Here is a 17,896-nt window from a genome sequence, read left to right as displayed (position 1 = left end):
GGGGCCGGGCGGAGCGGGCCGGAGGCAGGAGCGGCGCCCGAGCCCCCGAGCTCCGCGCCGGCCCGCCGTGCGGGCCGGTGGGGTGTGCTTCGTAGCGGCGGCTGCCAAAGCCGTTGCCCGCGCGCCGGATGCCGAAGGCAAGAGCACCCACAAGGCCAACACCGTCCCCCGCAGTGCCCGCCCCGGCGACGGACGGGCTGCTGGGTGCTTGGCCGACGGGAGCGAACCTGTCTGCGCGCTCTCGCCAGCTGCTCACGGACTTCCATCGGGGCTTTGCGTCCGTACGCAGTCGGCGTCAGGGTGGCCCGGCCGGGAATAGCAATCCTCTTGTGGGAGCTCCCGGAGTGCTCTCCTCTCCCACCCACCCCCTCCCCGCCCGCAGGGCGGGGCTTGAACCAGTAGAGAAAGTTGTAACTCAGGCTGGCGGGAGGGGCTTGAAGTCCTCTGTGCAGGCGGGGAGTACGGTGCCCTGTCGGTGGGCGAGGGGCAGGTAGATCACGGGGCGGATCGTCCAGGTGATGCGAGTGGTGGCCTGGGTGACGGTCACCGTGTAGGGCTGCCGGTGGAGCAGGGCTGCCCTGGCCTTCATTCGTCCCTCGCAGAGCCAGGTCCAGGCTTCGTGTGAGGCGTCCGGGGAGAGGGCCGGTGTGATGGTGCGGAGGGCGACTGCTACCCACCTGTCGGCCTGGTGGGCCGAGTAGGCGTCGAAGGATGCGTGGAGGGCCGGCCTCTCGGTCGGGTTCGCGAGGTCTTGCGTCCAGCACTCGCACCAGTAGCCGCGGCGGGGCTTGTCGGTCTTCAGCATGGGTGGGCTCCTGGTCGGTTGCTCGTGAAGAGTTCGGCGGTGATGGTGTGAGCGCCCTGACTGCTGTGAACCACCACGCGGTGAGCGATCGCGTTGACCATGCCGAGCCCGCGACCGTGCTCGGCGTCCGGGTCTTGCTCCTGGACCTGGTCCTCAACCTTCGGGATTGCGCCTGCGCCTCCGCCGTCCGTGACCGACAGGGCGATGACCTGTGGAGTGACCGCGAGAGACAGATGGAAGCTGCCGGAATCCCGCCCGCTGGCGGTGTGCAGGATCGCGTTCGAGCTCAGCTCGCTCACGATCAGTTCGGCGTCCTCGGCCAGCGGGGAATCGCGCAGTATGTCGCGGGTCCACCGGCGGGCCCGGCTCACCTCTTCCGGGGAACCTGGGCAACTGAGCCCCCAGACCTGGACTCTACTCGTATACTCGTGCATACAAGTTCCTTCGTGCTGGTAGGCCGCCATGTGCAGCGGGTTCGGGCTAGACGAGTTTCACGCCGTCGTGGGCGCGGACGGCCGGCGGGGTCATGGCGTCGAGCGCGTCCAAGACGCGGATCGCGTAAGCCTCGTCGGCGAGTTCGGTGACTTCTTCGCGGGTGGCCCACCGCAGCGCGCGGGTTTCATCCCCGGTGGTGGGGGTGCCGTCGGCGGCCCGACAGCGGAAGACCAGAGAAACGATCAAGCCCGTCATGTTCTTGTAGACACCGGTCAAGGTCGCCGGAAGCTCGATCTTGATGCCGGTCTCTTCGAGGACTTCGCGCTGGAGGGCTTCGGGGATGGTTTCCTCGCGTTCGAGGACTCCGCCCGGCGGCTCCCAGTGACCGTTGTCGCGTCGCTTGATCAGGAGAGTCCGGCCCTGGTCGTCAACGATGACTCCGGCGACGCTCACGGAGTGCGGACGGTCGGTGCTCACGTTCCTCGACCCCTTCGGATGGCTAGGCTCTCCACCGTAGCAATAGCACTCGCCCACTCGTCTAGATACCTAAAGGAGTAGTCCACGTGACGTCTCTTCCGAGCGTTCTTGGCGCTCTCGACCCCACGAGTGATCGTGCGGTCTTTCGACAGATCGCCGATCAACTGCGCGAGGCCATTGATCGCGGGCGCTTCAAAGAGGGGGAAAAGCTGCCCTCGGAAGCTGAGCTGGTGGAGCACTACGGGGTTTCCCGTATGACGGTGCGCAACTCCTTCTCGGTCCTCCAGGGCGAGGGCCTGGTCCACGCCGAGCACGGCAAGGGCGTCTTCGTCCGGCCGCGCCCACCCGTCCGGCGCCTCGCCTCCGACCGCTTCGCCCGGCGCCACCGCGAGCAGGGGAAATCCGCGTTCATCGTGGAGGCTGACGCCGTCGGCAGTCACCCCAAGGTGGACGGCTTGGAGGTCAAGGAGGAGAAGGCCAGTCAGGACATCTCCGCCCGGCTCGGTTCCGTACGGCGAGTGCTCGCCCGCCGGCGCCGCTACCTCCTCGACGGCCGGCCGGTCGAGTTCGCCACCTCGTACCTTCCGCTCGACATCGCCCGCGGTACTCAGATCGCCGAGCCCAATCCCGGCCCCGGCGGCATCTACGCCCGACTGGAGGAGCTGGGCCATCACCTCGACCACTTCGAGGAAGAGATCCGTGCCCGGATGCCCTCCCCTGCCGAGGTCAAGACGCTGCAACTGGCGTCCGGCGTCCCGGTGATCCACCTGATCCGCACGGCGTACGACACGGAACAGCGGGCCGTGGAGGTCTGCGACACGGTGATGGCGGCGGACGCGTACGTCCTCTCCTATCAACTCCCGGCTACCTGACCGGCGGTGCGCGAGGTCACTTCTTCGGACTCGTACACCCCGACACGCATACTCGTATAGACGAGTGGGCGAGTTGTGTGGCATGGTGGTCCGCGTTCCCGGAAGAGCCGGGCGCGAAGACTGCAACTTGTCTAGACGAGTAGATGGGAAGAAGCCTTGCGCACCATCCGTGTGGAGACCTCGGCCGCGACGATCCTGCTGACCGAGGCGCCCGAGCCCAAAGTACGCGACCGCAAGACGGGCGAGATCGCCAAGGACGCCAACAACGGCGAAGCGCTGATGACGATCGGCGTCGTCTACATCGAGGATGGGGAGTCGTCCCTGATCAAGGTCACCGTTCCGGAGGGCGGTGTCTCCGAGGGGCTGGCGCTCGGTGCGCCGGTCTCCCTGCCCGGCCTGGTTGCCCGGCCGTGGGAGTCGGTGTTCAACGGCCAGCAGCGGCACGGCATCGCCTACCGCGCCGCCGCCGTCACTCCGGCCGCCTTCCCGGCCGCCATGGGAGACGCGGCCTGATGAGCGACCTGGCAACGCTTCTGGAGGTGGGTGGTCCCGTCGTCGCACTCGGTGGCGGGGCCGCCTACGCCCGGGCACGGCACCCGGGCGTCTACTGGTCCACGGTCGGCCTGCCGGTCTCAACAGCCCGGCTGCTCGGCTCGTACAGCTCGGTCATGGAAGCGTGCGGCCTGACCGTGACTCCCTCCCGGCTGCGGGTCCTGGCGGTCAAGGCCACCACCCGCCGTGAGGTCCGGCCCGTACCGCCGCGTCGCGGCATCATCCGGCCGACCACCACCGGGTTACGGCTCCGGCTCCGGCTCGCCCCTGGGCAGGAACCCGCCGACGTGGCGGCCTCGGCCGAACGCCTGCGTCATGCGTGGGGCGTGCACGCCGTGTACGTGACACCCGTCAAGCCCGGCGTGATCGACCTGCGGCTGGTCGGCTTCGACGTGCTGCGGAAGGTCCGTATGCCGCGCAAGCTCCCGGCGGGGCTGCTGAAGGTCCCGGTGGCGCTGCGGGAGGACGCCACGGCCTTCGTACGGGACTACCGCACCGTTCCGCACGGGCTCACCCTCGGCGCGACACTGTCGGGCAAGTCCATGTACCTGCGCCACCTCATCACCGGGCTGGCCCAGCAGCCCGTCGCCCTGGTCGGCATCGACTGCAAGCGGGGCGTGGAGCTGGCGCCCTTCGCAGCCCGGCTTTCGGCGCTGGCCACCGATCCTGAGCAGGCGGCAGAGCTGCTACCCGTGTTGATTGAGGAGATGGAGGACCGGTACGACCTGATCAAGGCCCGGCAGGGCATCGCCCCGGACACACCGGATGAGGAAATCACCTCGGACATCTGGGGCCTGCCTGAGCATGAACGACCCGTGCCTGTCGTGCTGTTCGTGGACGAGGTGGCGGAACTCTTCCTCGTCGCCACGAAGAAGGACGAACAGCGTCGGGACGAGATGGTCACCCAGCTCATCCGGCTTGCCCAGCTCGGCCGGGCGGCCGGCGTCTACCTGGAGATCTGCGGGCAGCGCTTCGGTGCCGAACTGGGCAAGGGGGCGACCATGTTGCGGGCCCAGTTGACCGGCCGTGTCTGCCATCGCGTGAACGATGAAGCCTCTGCGAAGATGGCGTTGGGCGACATCGCGCCCGAAGCGGTCTCCGCCGCCTGTGCCATCGCCCCTGAACAGCCCGGGCTCGCCGTGATCGGTGACGCATCCGGCGGCTGGTCCCGCGTCCGTACGCCGTATCTGTCGCTCGCTGAGGCGGCCGAGACCTGCCACGCATCGGCCCACCTGGTCCCCGACCTGCCCGCGCTCCAGCCCTTCCGGCCTGCTGTGCCGGTACGGCCGGTCAAGTCCCCGGCCCCGGCCGTACGGCCGCAACCGACAACCGGCTGAACTCCACCTTCCCACCCGGTTGGCGTGACCACCTCGCGCCGTGTCCCTACCCCCGCCATGCCTGAATCCGGAAGGAGCCGCAGTATGCGCGCCCTGCTGGCCCGCGTTGATGCGGTGCTCGTCCAGGCGGTCATCGCCGCCGCACTGTCTTTCGCCCACCTGCACGACATCGCCTCGGCGGCCGGTCAGGACGGGTGGAAGGCATGGGCGTACCCCGTCTCCGTCGACCTGCTGCTGGTGGCCGCCTGGCGGCGGCTGCGAACCAGCGATGAGAAGGCTGCCGGGTGGTGCTGGTTCGTGATCGCACTGGGCGCATCCCTGGGCGCCAACGTCGCCACCGCCGGACTGCTCGATCTGAACCACGTACCGGCCTGGCTGCGCATCCTCGTCGCGGGCTGGCCTGCGGTCGCCTTCCTCGGCGGCACGCTCCTCGCTCACTCCGCAGCGGCTCCGGCAGAGGCACCCGACGCCGAGGGCCAGGAGGAGCCCTCGGTCGTCGAAGATCAGGAGGACGCGCCCGACCCGGCACCGGCCCTCCCGCCGCCACCGATCCCCGAACCGACTCCCGCGCCCCCTGCGGTCTCCGTCCCGGCCGCCCTGGTCGAACACGCCCGCAAGGTCGCCACCGAGCACCACACCCGTACCGGCACCGCCATCGACACCCCGACCCTGCGCGCCCGCCTCGGCGTATCCCTGCCGATCGCTGACGCCATCGCCGCCCAGCTCTGAGAGGAGATCCACATGAGCGCCAACCGCCGCTTCCGCTCGGTCACCCGCATCGGCCCGGTGCAGGTCGGCACGTCCTACGACGGTCGTGGCCGGGAGAAGCACACCGCCGCCTGCACGGCTCCGCGCTGCGGCTTCTCCGCCGACTACGACAGCCGCGCCGCCGCCGAACTGGCCGCCCGCACCCACCGCTGCCCCGTCCGCTGATTCATGCGCCGAAAGGATTCCGCCCCGTGACCGTCAGCCTCCCGCTCGTCGTCGTCCTCGGCCTCTTCGCCTGGGGTGCGGTCAAGTACCTCGGCGTCCGCATCTGGATCGTCGTGGTGATCGCACTCTTCGGCTTCTGGCTCTCGCACACCTTCATGGCGCCGGCCATCGAGAACGGCACGCGCTCCGGCGTAAACATCATCAACGGCTCCCATGACTAGACGAGTAGATAAGGAGATCTCCGCCGTGTTCCTGCCCAAGTACCCCGACAGCCCGACGCCGCCCACGCACATCACCCTCAGCACGGCCGCCCCGGCCCCCGCCCGGCGGCCCGTCCCTCAGATCTCCGTCAGCACCGGCGCCGTCGCGGCTGTTCTCATCGGCGGGGTCGTGCTCACCGCGCTCCTGGCCGCCGTCGCCGTCTCGGCCGTGTCCGTGGCGGTCGCCGCCGTCGTCCTGCGCTCGCTCCTCCGCGACCAGCACCGCCGCTGACAGACCAGCAGCACACCGAACCCCCGGGCCGGCCTCGATACCGCCAAGCATCCGCCGCCCCGGGGGCCCTCCCCCTTCCAGCCGAAGCCAGAAGGAGAAAGGCCATCATCACCCCCGCCACCCCGCCCCCGCTGACCGAACTCGGAGAACTGGCCGCTCTCGGCACCATGCCCGCACTCCTGCGCCAGCTCTCCGGCCTCGGCGGCTGCACCCATCCGATCCGCCTCGACGGCCACCGCACCGAACACGCTCTCAACACCCGTACCGGCGAGATCGGCAACGTCCTCCACCACCTCGATTCCTCCAGCCTCCCGGCCGGTCACCTCCTGGTCCGCTGCAACAACCGCCGTACGACCCGCTGCGCGGCCTGCTCCGAGGTCTACCGCCGCGACACCTTCCAACTGATCACCTCCGGCCTGCGCGGCGGCAAGGGCGTCCCGGAACGCGTCGCCGCTCACCCGCGCGTCTTCGCCACCTTCACCGCGCCCGGCTTCGGTCCGGTCCACAACCGCCCCACGGGGCCGACTGGTTCGGTCCGCCGCTGTCGCTGCGGCGCCTTCCACGACCAGGAGGGCGCCGCCCTCGGCACCGCCCTCGACCCCGACACCTACGACTACGAAGCGGCCGTGCTCTGGAACGCGCACGCCGGTGCCCTCTGGCGGCGCTTCTCCATCTACCTGCGCCGGGAGGTCGCCAAGCGCGCCGGCCTCACTCAGCGCGCGTTCCGGCAGTACGCCCGAGTGTCCTTCGCCAAGGTCGCCGAGTACCAGAAGCGCGGTGCCGTTCACTTCCACGCGGTCATCCGCCTCGACGGCCCGACCGGTAGTGACGCTCCCCCGCCCGCCTGGGCCACCGCCGAATTACTCGCCGACGCCATCCAGGCCGCCGCCACCGCCGCCCGCGTGGACGGTCCAGTCATCGACGGCCGGGAACACGTCTTCGCCTTCGGCCGCCAGCTCGACGTACGCACCATCCGTTCGGCCGACTTCGACGGCGGCCAGGAGCTGACCGAACGGGCCGTGGCCGCGTACATCGCCAAGTACGCCACCAAGGGCGCCGAAACCGCGACCGGAGCCCTCGACCGCCCGCTGAAGTTCCTCGCCGAACTCGCCCAGCTCGACATCAGCGACCACGCCCGCCGCCTGATCCGAACGGCCTGGACCCTCGGCGCCCGCAAGGAACTGGATGACCTCCGGCTCCGGGCCTGGGCTCACATGCTCGGCTTCCGCGGCCACTTCTCCACCAAGTCCCGCCGCTACTCCACCACCCTCGGCGCCCTCCGCGACGCCCGCGCCGAATGGCGCCGCGCCCAAGCCGCCACAGAGTCCGAGACAGCCCTGGACACCACCCTCGTCCTCGCCCACTGGGTCTACGCCGGAACCGGCCTCACCAACGCCGAAACCTGGCTCGCCGAATCCCTCGCCCGTGACAGCCAGCACGACCGTGACACCGCCCGTGAACTATGCACCGCACTCGACACTGAAGGGGAGCGGTGACCATGGCTGATCGCCTGCTGACCGTGGAACAGGTCGCTGACCGGCTCGGCACGACGGTGCGTTTCCCTCGGCGGCTGATCGAGGAACGGCGCATCGAGTACGTGAAGATCGGTCGACACGTCCGCATCCCTGAGCGGGCCGTGAATGCCTTCGTGGCGTCGCACACGGTCGCGCCCGCCGTTCGTCGTCTGCGGGGTGCCGCCTGATGGCAGGGAAGAAGCGTTCGTTCGGCCGGGTCCGCAAGCTCCCGTCCGGCCGGTACCAGGCTCGGTACCTGGGCCCCGACGGGATCGACCGACCGGCACCGCACACCTTCCGTACGAAGCGGGAGGCGGATGACTGGCTCGCGGATCGGCAGAGTGAGATCCGTGCGGGTGGCTGGCAGGACCCCGACGCGGGGGCGGTGAACTTCAAGGTCTACGCCTTGCAGTGGGTGGAGGAACGCGGGCTGGCGGCGACCACGGACGAGCTGTACCGCCGCTTGCTGCGGCTGCACGTTCTGCCGACCTTCGAGGGACTGGACCTCGACCAGATCACTCCGCCCCGAGTGAGGACCTGGCGGACTGAGCGGCTGAACGCGACCGGGGCCGCCACGACCGTGGCCAAGGCGTACCGGTTGTTGAAGGCCATCATGGAGACGGCCGTAGAAGATGAGCTGATCCGGCGTAACCCGTGCCGGATCAAGGGGGCCGGTAAGGAGTCGGCGAAGGAGCGGCCCACCGCCACCGTTGAGCAGGTGGACGCTTTGGCCGACGCCATGGGGCCCCGCTGGCGGCTGATGGTCTACATCGCCGCGTACGGTCCTGCCCGGCCGGAGGAACAGGCCGCTATGCGCCGCCTCGATGTGGACCTGGAGAACGTCGGTGTGTGGATTCGCACAGCCGAACCTGAGCTGACCACAGGTCGGCGGGCGCCCGGCGACACCAAGTCGGCGGCAGGGAAGCGCTTTCTCGTCCTGCCGAAGTTCATGGCGGTCGATCTGGAACGGCATCTCGACTGGTATGCGGAGAAGGAGCCGAACGGACTGCTGTTCGTGGGGGAGCGCGGCAAGCCGTTCCGCCGGTCCACCTTCGGGCGAAAGTGGCGCAAGGCTCGTGCGAAGGTCGGGTTGCCCGATGACTTCCGGTTCTACGATCTTCGGCACACCGGGCACACGCTCTCGACGCGATCCGGCGCGACCCTCAAGGACACGATGGTCCGTGCCGGCCAGTCCTCGGAGCGGGCCGCGCTGATCTACCAGCACTCGGGCCTGGAGCGGCAGAAGGAGGTGGCCGGCGGCATCGACGCGCATGTCCGTGCTGAGCGGGTGAGGGCCAAGGCGGCTCGTGATCAAGAGCGATCGGGCACGCAACGGGCACGGGAGGCTTGAGCCGGTCTAGACAACAAATAAGGCCCAGGTCTGTGACCTGGGCCTTAACTCTGGAGCGGGTGACGGGAATCGAACCCGCGCTCTGAGCTTGGGAAGCTCATGTTCTACCATTAAACTACACCCGCTTGGGCGCCGCCTGTGAGGGCGGTGCAGCGTCGCACACTCTACCCCATCGCGGACCCCCGGTGCAGTTGGCCGTGGGGTCCGGTCGTGTGTGGGAGGTGGGTTGCGGTGTGGGGTGCGGGAGTTGGGGCGTACGGTGGGGGCGCGGAGTGCCGCGTGTGGTGGCGTCCAGTTCATCCCCTAATGTGGCTTTTGTTGTCCACGCACTTGGGAGAGGACTTGATGGAGCGCACCGTCGTACGTTGTGCCGAGGGGCACGTGTTCAGCACCGCTTCGTTTCCCATGCAGACCACGGACCGGCTCGGCCCCGCCCGGCTGCTGCGGTGTCCGCGCTGCGCGCGGCTGCGGCACTCGGTGCCGGTGGGGTTCGAGAAGCGCTGAGGCCGAGGCCGCCGGGCGCTGACCGTGCGCCGTCGGGCGGCGGTCCCCCGGTGGGGCGGAGGCGAAAGGGACGGCAGCCGGTGGAGCGGCTGTGAGATGTGTGGGCGAGGGCCCGGTTCCCTGCGGTGGGGGCCGGGTCCTTGTCGTAGGGGGAGGTGGGCGTTCGTTGTGCGGAGGGGTGGGGGCGGGCGCGTATCCTCGATGCGTGCTTCTCTCAGACAAGGACATCCGGACCGAGATCGACGCGGGCCGGGTCCGCATCGATCCCTATGACGAGTCGATGGTGCAGCCGTCGAGTATCGATGTGCGCCTCGACCGGTACTTCCGGGTGTTCGAGAACCACCGGTACCCGCACATCGACCCCGCCGTGGAGCAGCAGGACCTGACGCGCGAGGTGGTGCCGGAGGGGGACGAGGCGTTCATCCTGCACCCCGGCGAGTTCGTGCTCGCGTCGACGTACGAGGTCATCACGCTGCCCGACGATCTTGCTTCGCGGCTGGAGGGGAAGAGCTCGCTGGGGCGGCTGGGGCTGCTGACGCACTCGACGGCCGGCTTCATCGACCCGGGTTTCAGCGGACATGTCACGCTGGAGCTGAGCAATGTCGCGACGCTGCCGATAAAGCTGTGGCCCGGTATGAAGATCGGGCAGCTGTGCATGTTCCGGCTGACGTCGGCCGCCGAGCACCCGTACGGCTCCGCCAAGTACGGCTCGCGGTACCAGGGCCAGCGGGGGCCGACGCCCTCGCGGTCGTTCCAGAATTTTCATCGGACACAGGTCTGAGAGTGCGAGAGAACCAGTGAGTGGTGTGCGGGAGAACCTGACGTACGAGCGCTTCGGCGGCGCGATCCGTGAGCTGGCGCAGACGATCGCCGACGACGGGTACGAGCCCGACATCGTGCTGTCGATCGCGCGCGGCGGCGTCTTCGTGGCCGGGGGCCTGGCGTACGCGCTGGACTGCAAGAACATCCACCTGGTGAACGTGGAGTTCTACACGGGCGTCGGTACGACCCTGGAGATGCCGGTCATGCTGGCGCCCGTACCGAACGCGATCGACTTCTCGGACAAGAAGGTGCTGATCGCGGACGACGTGGCCGACACCGGCAAGACGCTGAAGCTGGTGCACGACTTCTGCCTGGGGACGGTGGCCGAGGTCCGCAGCGCGGTGATCTACGAGAAGTCGCACTCGCTGGTGAAGTGCGAGTACGTGTGGAAGCGCACGGACGAGTGGATCAACTTCCCGTGGAGCGTCGAGCCGCCGGTGGTGCGGCGCGAGGGGCAGGTTCTCGACGCCTGAGGGGCTGTCGGAGAGACACATGGGCGCTGGGAAGCGCATCGGGCGGTGACGGCCCGGTGCGCTTCTTGTTGTTTGGAGCGCGGGCTGTGATTTCGGGCCAATCCCGTTCCGGGTGTTCCACCGTTGCCTACCTACGAGTAGAAACCGGCGGAGACAGCAGACCGGAAGCCGGGGAGGCCCAAGGGTGCGTGTGAGAGCGGGGCGGCTGACGGCCGTCGCAGCGGCGTTGGCGGTGGGGTTCGGCGGAGCGGGCGGAGTCGCGGGGGTGGGCGCCGGTACGGCGGTGGCCGCCCCGGCCGGCCCCGCGGCGGCCAAGCCGCTGCCGCCCGAACTGGAGAAGATCCGGGCGGCCGAGGCCGTCAAGCTGTACGGGGACGCCGCCGAGCGGCCGGCCGCGCAGCGGAAGTCGTCCCTGATCTCGCTGGGGGACAGCGAGATATCGGGGGAGGGGGTGGGGACGTACGAGCAGGGCACGAACGGGCCGGACAACTGGTGTCACCGTTCGCCGGACGCGGCCATCCACCGGACCGGGATAGCGGCGGACGTGACGTACAACGTCGCCTGCTCCGGGGCGTACACCGGAAACATCGTCATCGGCGGTACGAAGCAGTACGCCGACGAGCTGGTGCAGAGCGACAGCCTGGCGATCAAGGCCAGGAACACCCGGCTGAAGGTGGTGCTGCTGGTCGCCGGGGCCAACGACGACCTCCAGTTCGGGCCGGTGATGACGGACTGCGTCACCCGCTGGTTCACTTTGCAGGGACCGTGCGAGCCGAAGTACCGGCCGGGGTGGCAGGGCCGGGTCGACGCGCTGGTGCCCAAGGTCGAGAAGAGCGTGCGCGACCTGCGGACCGTGATGCGCGACGCGGGGTACGCGGACGGCGACTACAAGCTGGTCGTGATGGGCTACCCGAGCCCCATCGGCCCGGACATCGAGGACAACCCGAAGTTCCCGGGCAAACTGCCGGGCGGGTGCACGGGCTACACCTCCGACTCGGCGTGGGGCCGCGACACGGCCGTACCGGCCTTCGAGAAGGGGATGCGGAAGGTCGCGGCGGACACCGGCGCCACCTACCTGGACAACTCGCGGCTCTTCCACGGGCACGAGGTGTGCATGGAGGACACCTGGGCCCGCGGCCTGTACGTGGACCTGGCGAACCCCTTCCCGCCGGACGCCAACTCCGTACGGCAGTCCTTCCACCCGAACGCGCGCGGCCACGGCGCCTTCGCCTCCTGCCTCACGCAGTTGTACGCGTCGGACCGGCGCGAGGCGTCCTGCGCCGACCCCGCGAGCACCGGGCAGCCGCGGCTGTACCCGCTGGCCTGGGACGACGTGTACAAGCCGCTGAAGAACGCCGGCACCGGCAACTGTGTGGACGCCAAGGGCGCGAGCAGCAGTAACGGTACGGCGGTGCTGGGCTGGGACTGCAACGGCCAGCGGAACCAGGACTGGTGGCACGACACCCAGCGCCGCTCCGTGCACGTGGGGCTGACACAGGACCGCTGCCTGGACGTACCGGGCGCGAAGTACGAGGCCGGGGCCGGCCTGGTGCTGTGGAACTGCTCGGGCGCGGCCAACCAGCAGTTCACCAGGGACGCCGCGAGCGGATCGGTCCGGCCGGCGGCCGCGCCGGGGCTGTGCCTGACGCTGGGCTCGGCCAAGGACGCGGTACGGCTGCAGAAGTGCGACGGGTCGGCGGCACAGCGGTTCGTGTAGCCGGGCGGTCGAGCGCGGGGGCGTACGGGTCCGCGTACGCCCCCGCCGCACGCGAAAGGCCCCGCTCCGGGAGAGGAGCGGGGCCTGGCGTGTACGGCAGGGTCTACGGTCGGAAGGGACGTACGGTCAGAGCGTTCCGAGCTTGACCAGGGCCAGCAGCGCGACCAACTGGATCGCGGAGGCGCCCAGCGCCTTGGGCCACGGCAGGTCGTGCGACTTGCTCACCATCGAGGTGAAGAGCGCGCCCGCGGCCAGCCAGGTGGCCCAGCCCACGACCTGCACCAGGGTGCTGTCGCCGCCCAGGAACATCGCGAAGAGCAGCCGCGGCGCGTCCGTGATCGACATGATCAGCATGGACAGGCCCACGGTCGGCTGCCAGGCACCGTCGCCACCGAGCTGGCGGGCGAGGGTGTGGGTGACCGCGCCCAGGATCAGTCCGCCGATGACGAACATCACCGCGGTGATCAGCACCCACGGGATGCTGTTGGAGAGCGTGGCGTTCAGCACGTCCTCGCGGGCCTTGTCGAAGCCGAAGACCGCGAGCAGGCCGTAGACGAACGTGACGATCAGGGCCGGGCCCCACACCGGGTGGTCGCGCATCTGCCAGAACGTCGGGTTCGGGCGGGTGACCAGACCGGTCAGCAACTGCTTCCAGGGCAGGCGGGGGCCGGCCGGCGGGGCCGAGGTCTGGCCGGCGCGGTAGGTGCCGCCGTCGGCGTACCCGTCGTCGCCGTACGGGCCGCCGGGGCCGCCGGGACCACCTGGGCCTCCGGGGCCGGGCGCGTACCCGCCGTCGTCGTACCCGCCGTTCGACGGTCCGCCGGGCGGGCCGTAGGCGTCCGGGGCCTCGCCGACGCTGAACTGCTGGGTGTGGCCCGGGCTGTTGTCGTTGGCGTAGGGGGCGTAGGACTGCTGCTGCGGCTGGTAGCCGCCGTCACCGAAGTACTCGGGCTCGCCGTGCCGGTCCCCGCCGTGCGGGCCCGCGGCATGCGGGCCGCCGTACGGCTGCGGGGGCTGCGGCGGCCGGTGCGGTTGCTGCTGCCACTGCCCGTGCGGAGACGGGGGCTGCTGCCCGTACGGCTGTCCCTGCTGCCCGTACGGAGTCTGCTGCCCCTGCTGCTGCCCCTGTTGCGCGGAGCGGGCGTCCCGTCCGCGACCCATCCTGAATCCAGCCACGCGTCGAACGTACCTGGTCTCGGAGGCCGCGTGGCCGGGCCCGGGCGCCCGGGGCGGCTTTGCTGCCGACCTGTGACATCCCTTAGGGGAGCGGGGGCGGATCCCCGAGGGGACACGGGTGGCGTGGGGGAGGTGCAGGGATGCCGGGGAGGCCAGGGAGGCGGGCGGGGCGCAGATGGACGGCGCGGAGGGCAGCTCGGGGACGGTCCGGGGGACTGCGCGGTGGCCGGGCCGGAGCGGTGGTGCCACCGGCCCATGAGGCGTCGGACCGTCGTGATCCGACGCCTCATGGGTGGGGGTCCGGCTGCGGTTACGGGGGGATACCGGCCGGTACCCAGGGGTCGGCCACCGGTGGATGTCGCCGTCGGCATGCGCTGACGGGCGAACGCATCGGTGTCGCCGACTCGGCCCTGGCACCCCAGACCGTAGCGGCACGGGGGCACGTGCATGATCCATTCTGCGCAGCCGGTATCCGGATCACGCTGCGTGTTCGCCGCGGGGGTGCGCACCGGTCGCGCTCGGTTCCCACTTGATCCGCGCCCGGCCGGGTGCGGTCGTAATGCCGTCGCCCCCGGTGCACCGCCCGCTCACGGCGCGTGCAGCGTCTGCGAGGGCGTCTCCCCGAACCGCTCCCGGTAACTGCGCGCGAACCGCCCGAGATGCACGAACCCCCACCGGTACGCCACCTCGCCCACACTCAGCTCCCCCGGCCCCGCCCGCCGCAGCTCGTCCCGTACGCGGCTCAGCCGTACGTCACGCAAGTAGGCCATCGGCGACATGCCGACGTGCCGGCGGAACCCCTCCTGGAGCCACCGCACGCTGACCCGCGCGACGGCGGCCAGCTCGGCGGTGTCGAAGGGATGCTCGGGCCGCCCCTGGATGGCGTCCACCGCGCGCTTCACGGGCGCCGGCCGGTAGGACGGCGCCGCCGAGGCCGACGGCTGGGCCAGCTCCTCACGGTGCGGGTGGTCGGCGGCCAGCAACAGGCCGCTCAGCAGGGCCTCTTGCAGCGGCGCCGCGACCAGCGGCTGGCGCATCAGCCCGCCCGCGTCCTGGATGTCCCGTACGGCGGTCCGGACCAGCCGGACCCAGCCGCGCCCCGGGCCCCGTGACACGTCGAGGCCGGGGGCGAAGCGCACCGGGGTGCGGACGGGCCTGCCCAGCAGGTGCTCCAGATGCTGTTCGAGGTCCGCCGTACGGATCTTCACCGCCAGCAGCCGGCAGCCGCCGCTCCACCGGTCGATGGTGGTGACGCCGTCCGGCTGGAACACCCCGGCCCGCTCCGGTGTGGTGGTCTGCGGCTCTTGCGTCCCCTGCCGCCACTGGATGGAGCCGCTCAGCGGCACGTCCACGTGGTACGCGCCCAACTCCCCGAACCGCAGGCGCAGCTCGGCGGCGAACCCCACCTCGCCGACGGTGACCGCCCCGAGCCGCACGACGTCGAAGCGCGCGCCGAGATCGTCGTCCCGGGACAGCCGGTCGATGCGGCTGGCGTAGAAGGTCTCGCCGATCGCCCACCGCGCCTCGTCCAGGTCCGCCGTCCGCAGGGACAGGACCGAAGGCACCGGCGGGACGGCGGCCCCCGGCTCCGCAGACATGTTCAGTACGACCCTTCCCCCGGGCAGACAGAACCGTCCGTCCGGCCCCGGCTGCCTCACCTGCGCACGGGGAAAGAATAGGTGCACCCCCAGGTGCCGGGGCGGAATATCCGGATACGGGGTCTCCCGGTCACGGGGCGTTCCGCGGACGGCGTGCCGCGCCCCGGGGAGCGGCCGGGTCAGCCGTCGGTGAAGAAGACGGTGAAGGCGGTGGTGGAGAAGGTGACTTCGGGCGTGGCGCCGGGGCCGGTGGGAGTGCCGGGGTGGACGGTGACGCGGTCCTGGGCGGTGGCGGTGTGGTGGGCGGGGATGTCCTGGGCCGGGATGCGGCGCGTGAGGAGGACGAGGTCGGCGTGGCCGTCACCGTCGTAGTCGGTGAGGGCCAGGACGGTGGTGCGCAGGGGGCCGGTGCCCGGAAGCGCCGGCCGGCGGAGCGGACGGGCCTTCCGGGGCGACAGGCCGGTGGCGGAGCCCGGAAGGAAGGCCGGCGCGGGAGGTGCCGATCCGGTGGGAGCGGCGTCGCCCGACGTCAGCTCCGTGCCGCTGGGATCCGCGTCGCTGACGACCAGATCGGTGTAACCGTCCGCCGTGACGTCGGCGGCGTGCAGGGCCCGGCCGCGTACCGGGAGAGGCGGTGCGTCACCGGTCAGGCCGTAACGGGGGAGCAGGCGGGAACCGGTGGCGACCACCGCGTCCGTGCCGGGGCCGCGTCGGAAGCGGCCGAAGGCGAGTGCGTGACCGGCGGGGAAAGCGGTGCCCGCGCGGACCGGGCCCCGGGGACCGCCGAGGGCCAGCCGGCCGGGGGCGGCGGTGCCCGGGTCGGCGGTCCGGACGAGAAGGTCGTCGGCGCCGTCGCGGTCGGCGTCGAGCGGCCCGGGGAGCGCCGCGAGCGCCGTGCCGGGTACGCCGAGGGGTGCGGCGGCGGCCCGCGGAGCGCCCTCGCGGGTGAACGGGCCCCGCAGGTAACTGATCCGCGGCCCGGACGCGGTCACCGCGAGGTCCGTCGCGCCGTCGCCGTCGAAGTCGCCGCACACCGGCTGGTCGGGCCACTCGTCGCCCTCCCGGGCCCGCTCGGGGATGCGCAGCGGTACGGCGCGGGCGGCTGCCGGTCCCCGTGGCGAGCCGAACAGGATCTGGACGGGTACGGGCGGCCGGCCGACGCCGTCGTACGGCGGGTCGGTGGTGACGACGAGATCCGTGAAGCCGTCCCGGTCGAGGTCGCACGCGGCACTCGCCTCGAAGGCGGCGGGGACGACGCCCTTGGTGGGGGTGGCGTTGCGGGAGGGCGTGAGCAGTTGCCGGGTGCCGGGCACCAGGCCGCGGGCCGACCCGTAGACGATGCCGATACCGGGGTCGTCGTCGTGTGCGGCCCGGCCGCCGCGGTTGAGCAGGTCGTTCACGACCAGGTCGGGGTGGCCGTCCCCGTTGAAGTCGTACGGGACCTTGCTGCCGGCGCCGTGGGGGACGGGGCGCTGGGCGGGGCCGACGGGGTGCTCGGCGTGGGTCGCGGGGCGGTCGGGGCCGTCGGGCGCGAGGGGGTCGCAGCCGGTGAGGAGGGCCGCGGCGAGGACCAAGGCACTCCGGACCGGTCTTCGGCCGTTCGCGGGCGTACGTCGCCCGCGTCTTCGTCCTCGTCCTCGTCCTCGTCCTCGTCCGGGCATGCGTCCACCGTGTCCCGTCCGGCCTCAAGAGGCCCAGTAGAACCGTCTGGCACCGTCGGTCGCTGGTGATGGTGCAGGGCGGTCATGGACGGCGCAATGGCGGGGACGGAATGCGACAGTACCGATCAGGCCGACTTCGCCGTGCCCCGCGCCACCCGCTCGTACAGCTCCCGCGCCTCCTTGCCGAAGAGCACGGCCGTCGACTCGGCGTCGGTGTCGCCGCCGCTCAGGACGCCGATCAGGCGTCCGGGGCGGCGGGCGTCGTGGTGGTCGGCGAGCCAGGGGCCGCCGCTGGTGCCGTCGTAGAAGCCGCCGCACCGCATCTGGAGCATGTACGGCTCGTCGTCGTCGCGCCGGGTGTCCGTGGTGCAGGTGATGGGGCGGTTGCCGGGGTTGTAGGACTCGTTGGGGTAGCCGACGACGGTGACGTGGCGGCGGGGGCCCGAGGACCAGTCGGGGGTGGCGGCGCCGACGACCTCCTGCACGGAGCGGCCCTGGGCGTCCGGCTCGACGGTCAGGAAGGCGTAGTCACCGCGGTCGTCGTCCTCGGTCCACGCCGTGGGCACATGGACGCTGCTGACCTTCCACTTGCCGTACGGGAACGTGCCCTCCCCGGCCCCGGAGAAGCGTGGCGCGAACTGTATGTCGCCGGTGATCGGGCCGGGCTCGTACCCCTCGGACGCGTCCTCGCCCTGGAAGTGCACGCAGTGCGCCGCGGTGGCGAGCATGTTGCCCTTCGGGCTGTCGATGACGCTCGCGGTGCAGTAGTGCTCGCCGTCGGCGATCAGGACACCGGTGAAGGGCAGGCCCTCGAAGGGCCGGGCGGACGGCTGCCCGGGATCCGCCGCCCGCGACGCGCCGCCGCACCCGGTCAGCGTGACGAGTGCGGTGAGCGCGGCGGCCGTGGCCAGGGCGGCGGAAGCGGATCTCATGTACGGGACGGTACGTCGTGACGGCGCCGCACGTCGCGACGACTTCGGTACGTATGGCCGAGTGACCGGGCTGTGCAGTGGCACAGGCCTGGCGCGCTGGTGGGGGTACCCCCGGCCGAAGGCTGGGGGAGAGTTGGCCTCCTGCGCGCTCCCGCACTCACAACGAACGCAACGCGAGCCGTGCGTCAGCACAAACCACCACGACCGGCCCCGCCGAAGCGGAACCGGCCGTGGGCCGAGCAGAA

General features: G+C 71.0%; 21 protein-coding genes and 1 tRNA gene. 14 read left to right on the top strand and 8 right to left on the bottom strand.

Annotated features, from left to right (window positions below):
* Positions 1-415 precede the first annotated feature (415 nt).
* From ACZ4QV_RS32600 to ACZ4QV_RS32590, 3 genes are read right to left on the bottom strand one after another with little or no spacing between them, the layout of a single operon-like run.
* Positions 416-805, bottom strand: a complete 390-nt coding sequence (locus ACZ4QV_RS32600; RefSeq protein ID WP_467763781.1) for a hypothetical protein — start codon at positions 803-805, stop codon at positions 416-418.
* A complete protein-coding gene (locus ACZ4QV_RS32595) occupies positions 799-1,239 on the bottom strand; it encodes an ATP-binding protein (protein WP_467763780.1) in 441 nt (146 codons plus the stop codon). Before ACZ4QV_RS32595 ends, ACZ4QV_RS32600 begins: the two co-directional genes overlap by 7 nt.
* A gap of 46 nt (positions 1,240-1,285) precedes the next feature.
* Positions 1,286-1,693, bottom strand: a complete 408-nt coding sequence (locus tag ACZ4QV_RS32590) for an NUDIX hydrolase (RefSeq protein WP_467763787.1) — start codon at positions 1,691-1,693, stop codon at positions 1,286-1,288.
* A gap of 110 nt (positions 1,694-1,803) precedes the next feature.
* Between ACZ4QV_RS32590 and ACZ4QV_RS32585 the strand changes: the two genes are divergently transcribed.
* The 10 genes from ACZ4QV_RS32585 (at position 1,804) to ACZ4QV_RS32540 (ending at position 8,768) form a co-directional block, all read left to right on the top strand.
* On the top strand, positions 1,804-2,589 hold the full coding sequence (locus ACZ4QV_RS32585) for a GntR family transcriptional regulator (protein ID WP_467763779.1): 786 nt from the start codon (positions 1,804-1,806) through the stop codon (positions 2,587-2,589).
* Between the two features lie 156 nt (positions 2,590-2,745).
* Entirely contained in the window at positions 2,746-3,102 is a 357-nt protein-coding gene (locus tag ACZ4QV_RS32580; RefSeq protein WP_467763778.1) for an SCO3933 family regulatory protein, read from the top strand.
* Positions 3,102-4,478, top strand: a complete 1,377-nt coding sequence (locus tag ACZ4QV_RS32575; protein ID WP_467763777.1) for an FtsK/SpoIIIE domain-containing protein — start codon at positions 3,102-3,104, stop codon at positions 4,476-4,478. Before ACZ4QV_RS32580 ends, ACZ4QV_RS32575 begins: the two co-directional genes overlap by 1 nt.
* A gap of 84 nt (positions 4,479-4,562) precedes the next feature.
* The gene (locus ACZ4QV_RS32570; RefSeq protein WP_361640560.1) at positions 4,563-5,207 is read left to right on the top strand and encodes a DUF2637 domain-containing protein; all 645 of its coding nucleotides are present in this window, start codon (positions 4,563-4,565) and stop codon (positions 5,205-5,207) included.
* A gap of 12 nt (positions 5,208-5,219) precedes the next feature.
* Positions 5,220-5,411: a mobile element transfer protein gene (locus ACZ4QV_RS32565; protein ID WP_004986816.1), complete on the top strand. Its 192-nt coding sequence runs from the start codon at positions 5,220-5,222 to the stop codon at positions 5,409-5,411.
* Positions 5,412-5,437: 26 nt separating this feature from the next.
* Positions 5,438-5,632 carry a hypothetical protein gene (locus tag ACZ4QV_RS32560; protein ID WP_030023165.1) on the top strand — a complete coding sequence of 65 codons (195 nt, stop codon included), beginning with the start codon at positions 5,438-5,440 and terminating at the stop codon, positions 5,630-5,632.
* A gap of 25 nt (positions 5,633-5,657) precedes the next feature.
* Positions 5,658-5,903 (top strand): SpdD protein, encoded by a 246-nt coding sequence (locus tag ACZ4QV_RS32555; protein ID WP_467763776.1) that lies wholly within the window; start codon positions 5,658-5,660, stop codon positions 5,901-5,903.
* Between the two features lie 167 nt (positions 5,904-6,070).
* Positions 6,071-7,399, top strand: a complete 1,329-nt coding sequence (locus ACZ4QV_RS32550; RefSeq protein ID WP_361638450.1) for a replication initiator — start codon at positions 6,071-6,073, stop codon at positions 7,397-7,399.
* A 2-nt stretch (positions 7,400-7,401) separates the two neighbouring features.
* Positions 7,402-7,605, top strand: coding sequence for an excisionase family DNA-binding protein (locus tag ACZ4QV_RS32545; RefSeq protein WP_361638448.1), 204 nt, complete (start codon positions 7,402-7,404; stop codon positions 7,603-7,605).
* Positions 7,605-8,768, top strand: a complete 1,164-nt coding sequence (locus ACZ4QV_RS32540; RefSeq protein WP_361638446.1) for a tyrosine-type recombinase/integrase — start codon at positions 7,605-7,607, stop codon at positions 8,766-8,768. The genes ACZ4QV_RS32545 and ACZ4QV_RS32540 overlap by 1 nt, the downstream gene beginning before the upstream one ends.
* Positions 8,769-8,819: 51 nt before the next feature.
* Here ACZ4QV_RS32540 and ACZ4QV_RS32535 read toward each other — a convergent pair.
* Positions 8,820-8,893: transfer RNA gene (locus tag ACZ4QV_RS32535), tRNA-Gly, on the bottom strand.
* A gap of 220 nt (positions 8,894-9,113) precedes the next feature.
* On the opposite strand from ACZ4QV_RS32535, the gene ACZ4QV_RS32530 reads away from it, so the two are divergent.
* The 4 genes from ACZ4QV_RS32530 to ACZ4QV_RS32515 all read left to right on the top strand — a co-directional run bounded on the left by ACZ4QV_RS32530 (position 9,114) and on the right by ACZ4QV_RS32515 (position 12,284).
* Entirely contained in the window at positions 9,114-9,272 is a 159-nt protein-coding gene (locus ACZ4QV_RS32530; RefSeq protein ID WP_361157393.1) for a hypothetical protein, read from the top strand.
* A 205-nt stretch (positions 9,273-9,477) separates the two neighbouring features.
* Positions 9,478-10,053 (top strand): dCTP deaminase, encoded by a 576-nt coding sequence (gene dcd / locus ACZ4QV_RS32525; protein ID WP_030017817.1) that lies wholly within the window; start codon positions 9,478-9,480, stop codon positions 10,051-10,053.
* A gap of 16 nt (positions 10,054-10,069) precedes the next feature.
* On the top strand, positions 10,070-10,567 hold the full coding sequence (locus ACZ4QV_RS32520) for a phosphoribosyltransferase (RefSeq protein WP_030017816.1): 498 nt from the start codon (positions 10,070-10,072) through the stop codon (positions 10,565-10,567).
* Between the two features lie 184 nt (positions 10,568-10,751).
* Positions 10,752-12,284, top strand: coding sequence for a ricin-type beta-trefoil lectin domain protein (locus tag ACZ4QV_RS32515; protein ID WP_467763775.1), 1,533 nt, complete (start codon positions 10,752-10,754; stop codon positions 12,282-12,284).
* Between the two features lie 126 nt (positions 12,285-12,410).
* On the opposite strand, the gene ACZ4QV_RS32510 is transcribed toward ACZ4QV_RS32515, so the two are convergent.
* From ACZ4QV_RS32510 to ACZ4QV_RS32495, 4 genes are all read right to left on the bottom strand, one after another.
* The gene (locus ACZ4QV_RS32510) at positions 12,411-13,445 is read right to left on the bottom strand and encodes a Yip1 family protein (RefSeq protein ID WP_361581310.1); all 1,035 of its coding nucleotides are present in this window, start codon (positions 13,443-13,445) and stop codon (positions 12,411-12,413) included.
* Positions 13,446-14,047: 602 nt separating this feature from the next.
* Positions 14,048-15,058, bottom strand: coding sequence for an AraC family transcriptional regulator (locus tag ACZ4QV_RS32505; RefSeq protein ID WP_361157389.1), 1,011 nt, complete (start codon positions 15,056-15,058; stop codon positions 14,048-14,050).
* Between the two features lie 179 nt (positions 15,059-15,237).
* The gene (locus tag ACZ4QV_RS32500) at positions 15,238-16,632 is read right to left on the bottom strand and encodes a VCBS repeat-containing protein (protein WP_361581112.1); all 1,395 of its coding nucleotides are present in this window, start codon (positions 16,630-16,632) and stop codon (positions 15,238-15,240) included.
* A 212-nt stretch (positions 16,633-16,844) separates the two neighbouring features.
* Positions 16,845-17,651, bottom strand: coding sequence for a trypsin-like serine peptidase (locus ACZ4QV_RS32495; protein WP_361581115.1), 807 nt, complete (start codon positions 17,649-17,651; stop codon positions 16,845-16,847).
* Between the last annotated feature and the right edge of the window lie 245 nt (positions 17,652-17,896).

The organism is Streptomyces sp. NPDC026394, from assembly GCF_055567735.1.
This window is presented reverse-complemented; position numbering and strand designations above follow the sequence as displayed.

What these genes read in the sequence shown, in the direction of transcription:
- ACZ4QV_RS32495 (WP_361581115.1), bottom strand. Translation starts at nt 17,651, where the DNA reads ATGAGATCCGCTTCCGCCGCCCTGGCCACGGCCGCCGCGCTCACCGCA.
- ACZ4QV_RS32595 (WP_467763780.1), bottom strand. Translation starts at nt 1,239, where the DNA reads ATGCACGAGTATACGAGTAGAGTCCAGGTCTGGGGGCTCAGTTGCCCA.
- ACZ4QV_RS32550 (WP_361638450.1), top strand. Translation starts at nt 6,071, where the DNA reads ATGCCCGCACTCCTGCGCCAGCTCTCCGGCCTCGGCGGCTGCACCCAT.
- ACZ4QV_RS32540 (WP_361638446.1), top strand. Translation starts at nt 7,605, where the DNA reads ATGGCAGGGAAGAAGCGTTCGTTCGGCCGGGTCCGCAAGCTCCCGTCC.
- ACZ4QV_RS32510 (WP_361581310.1), bottom strand. Translation starts at nt 13,445, where the DNA reads ATGGGTCGCGGACGGGACGCCCGCTCCGCGCAACAGGGGCAGCAGCAG.
- ACZ4QV_RS32565 (WP_004986816.1), top strand. Translation starts at nt 5,220, where the DNA reads ATGAGCGCCAACCGCCGCTTCCGCTCGGTCACCCGCATCGGCCCGGTG.
- ACZ4QV_RS32600 (WP_467763781.1), bottom strand. Translation starts at nt 805, where the DNA reads ATGCTGAAGACCGACAAGCCCCGCCGCGGCTACTGGTGCGAGTGCTGG.
- ACZ4QV_RS32545 (WP_361638448.1), top strand. Translation starts at nt 7,402, where the DNA reads ATGGCTGATCGCCTGCTGACCGTGGAACAGGTCGCTGACCGGCTCGGC.
- ACZ4QV_RS32530 (WP_361157393.1), top strand. Translation starts at nt 9,114, where the DNA reads ATGGAGCGCACCGTCGTACGTTGTGCCGAGGGGCACGTGTTCAGCACC.
- ACZ4QV_RS32575 (WP_467763777.1), top strand. Translation starts at nt 3,102, where the DNA reads ATGAGCGACCTGGCAACGCTTCTGGAGGTGGGTGGTCCCGTCGTCGCA.
- ACZ4QV_RS32505 (WP_361157389.1), bottom strand. Translation starts at nt 15,058, where the DNA reads ATGTCTGCGGAGCCGGGGGCCGCCGTCCCGCCGGTGCCTTCGGTCCTG.
- ACZ4QV_RS32570 (WP_361640560.1), top strand. Translation starts at nt 4,563, where the DNA reads ATGCGCGCCCTGCTGGCCCGCGTTGATGCGGTGCTCGTCCAGGCGGTC.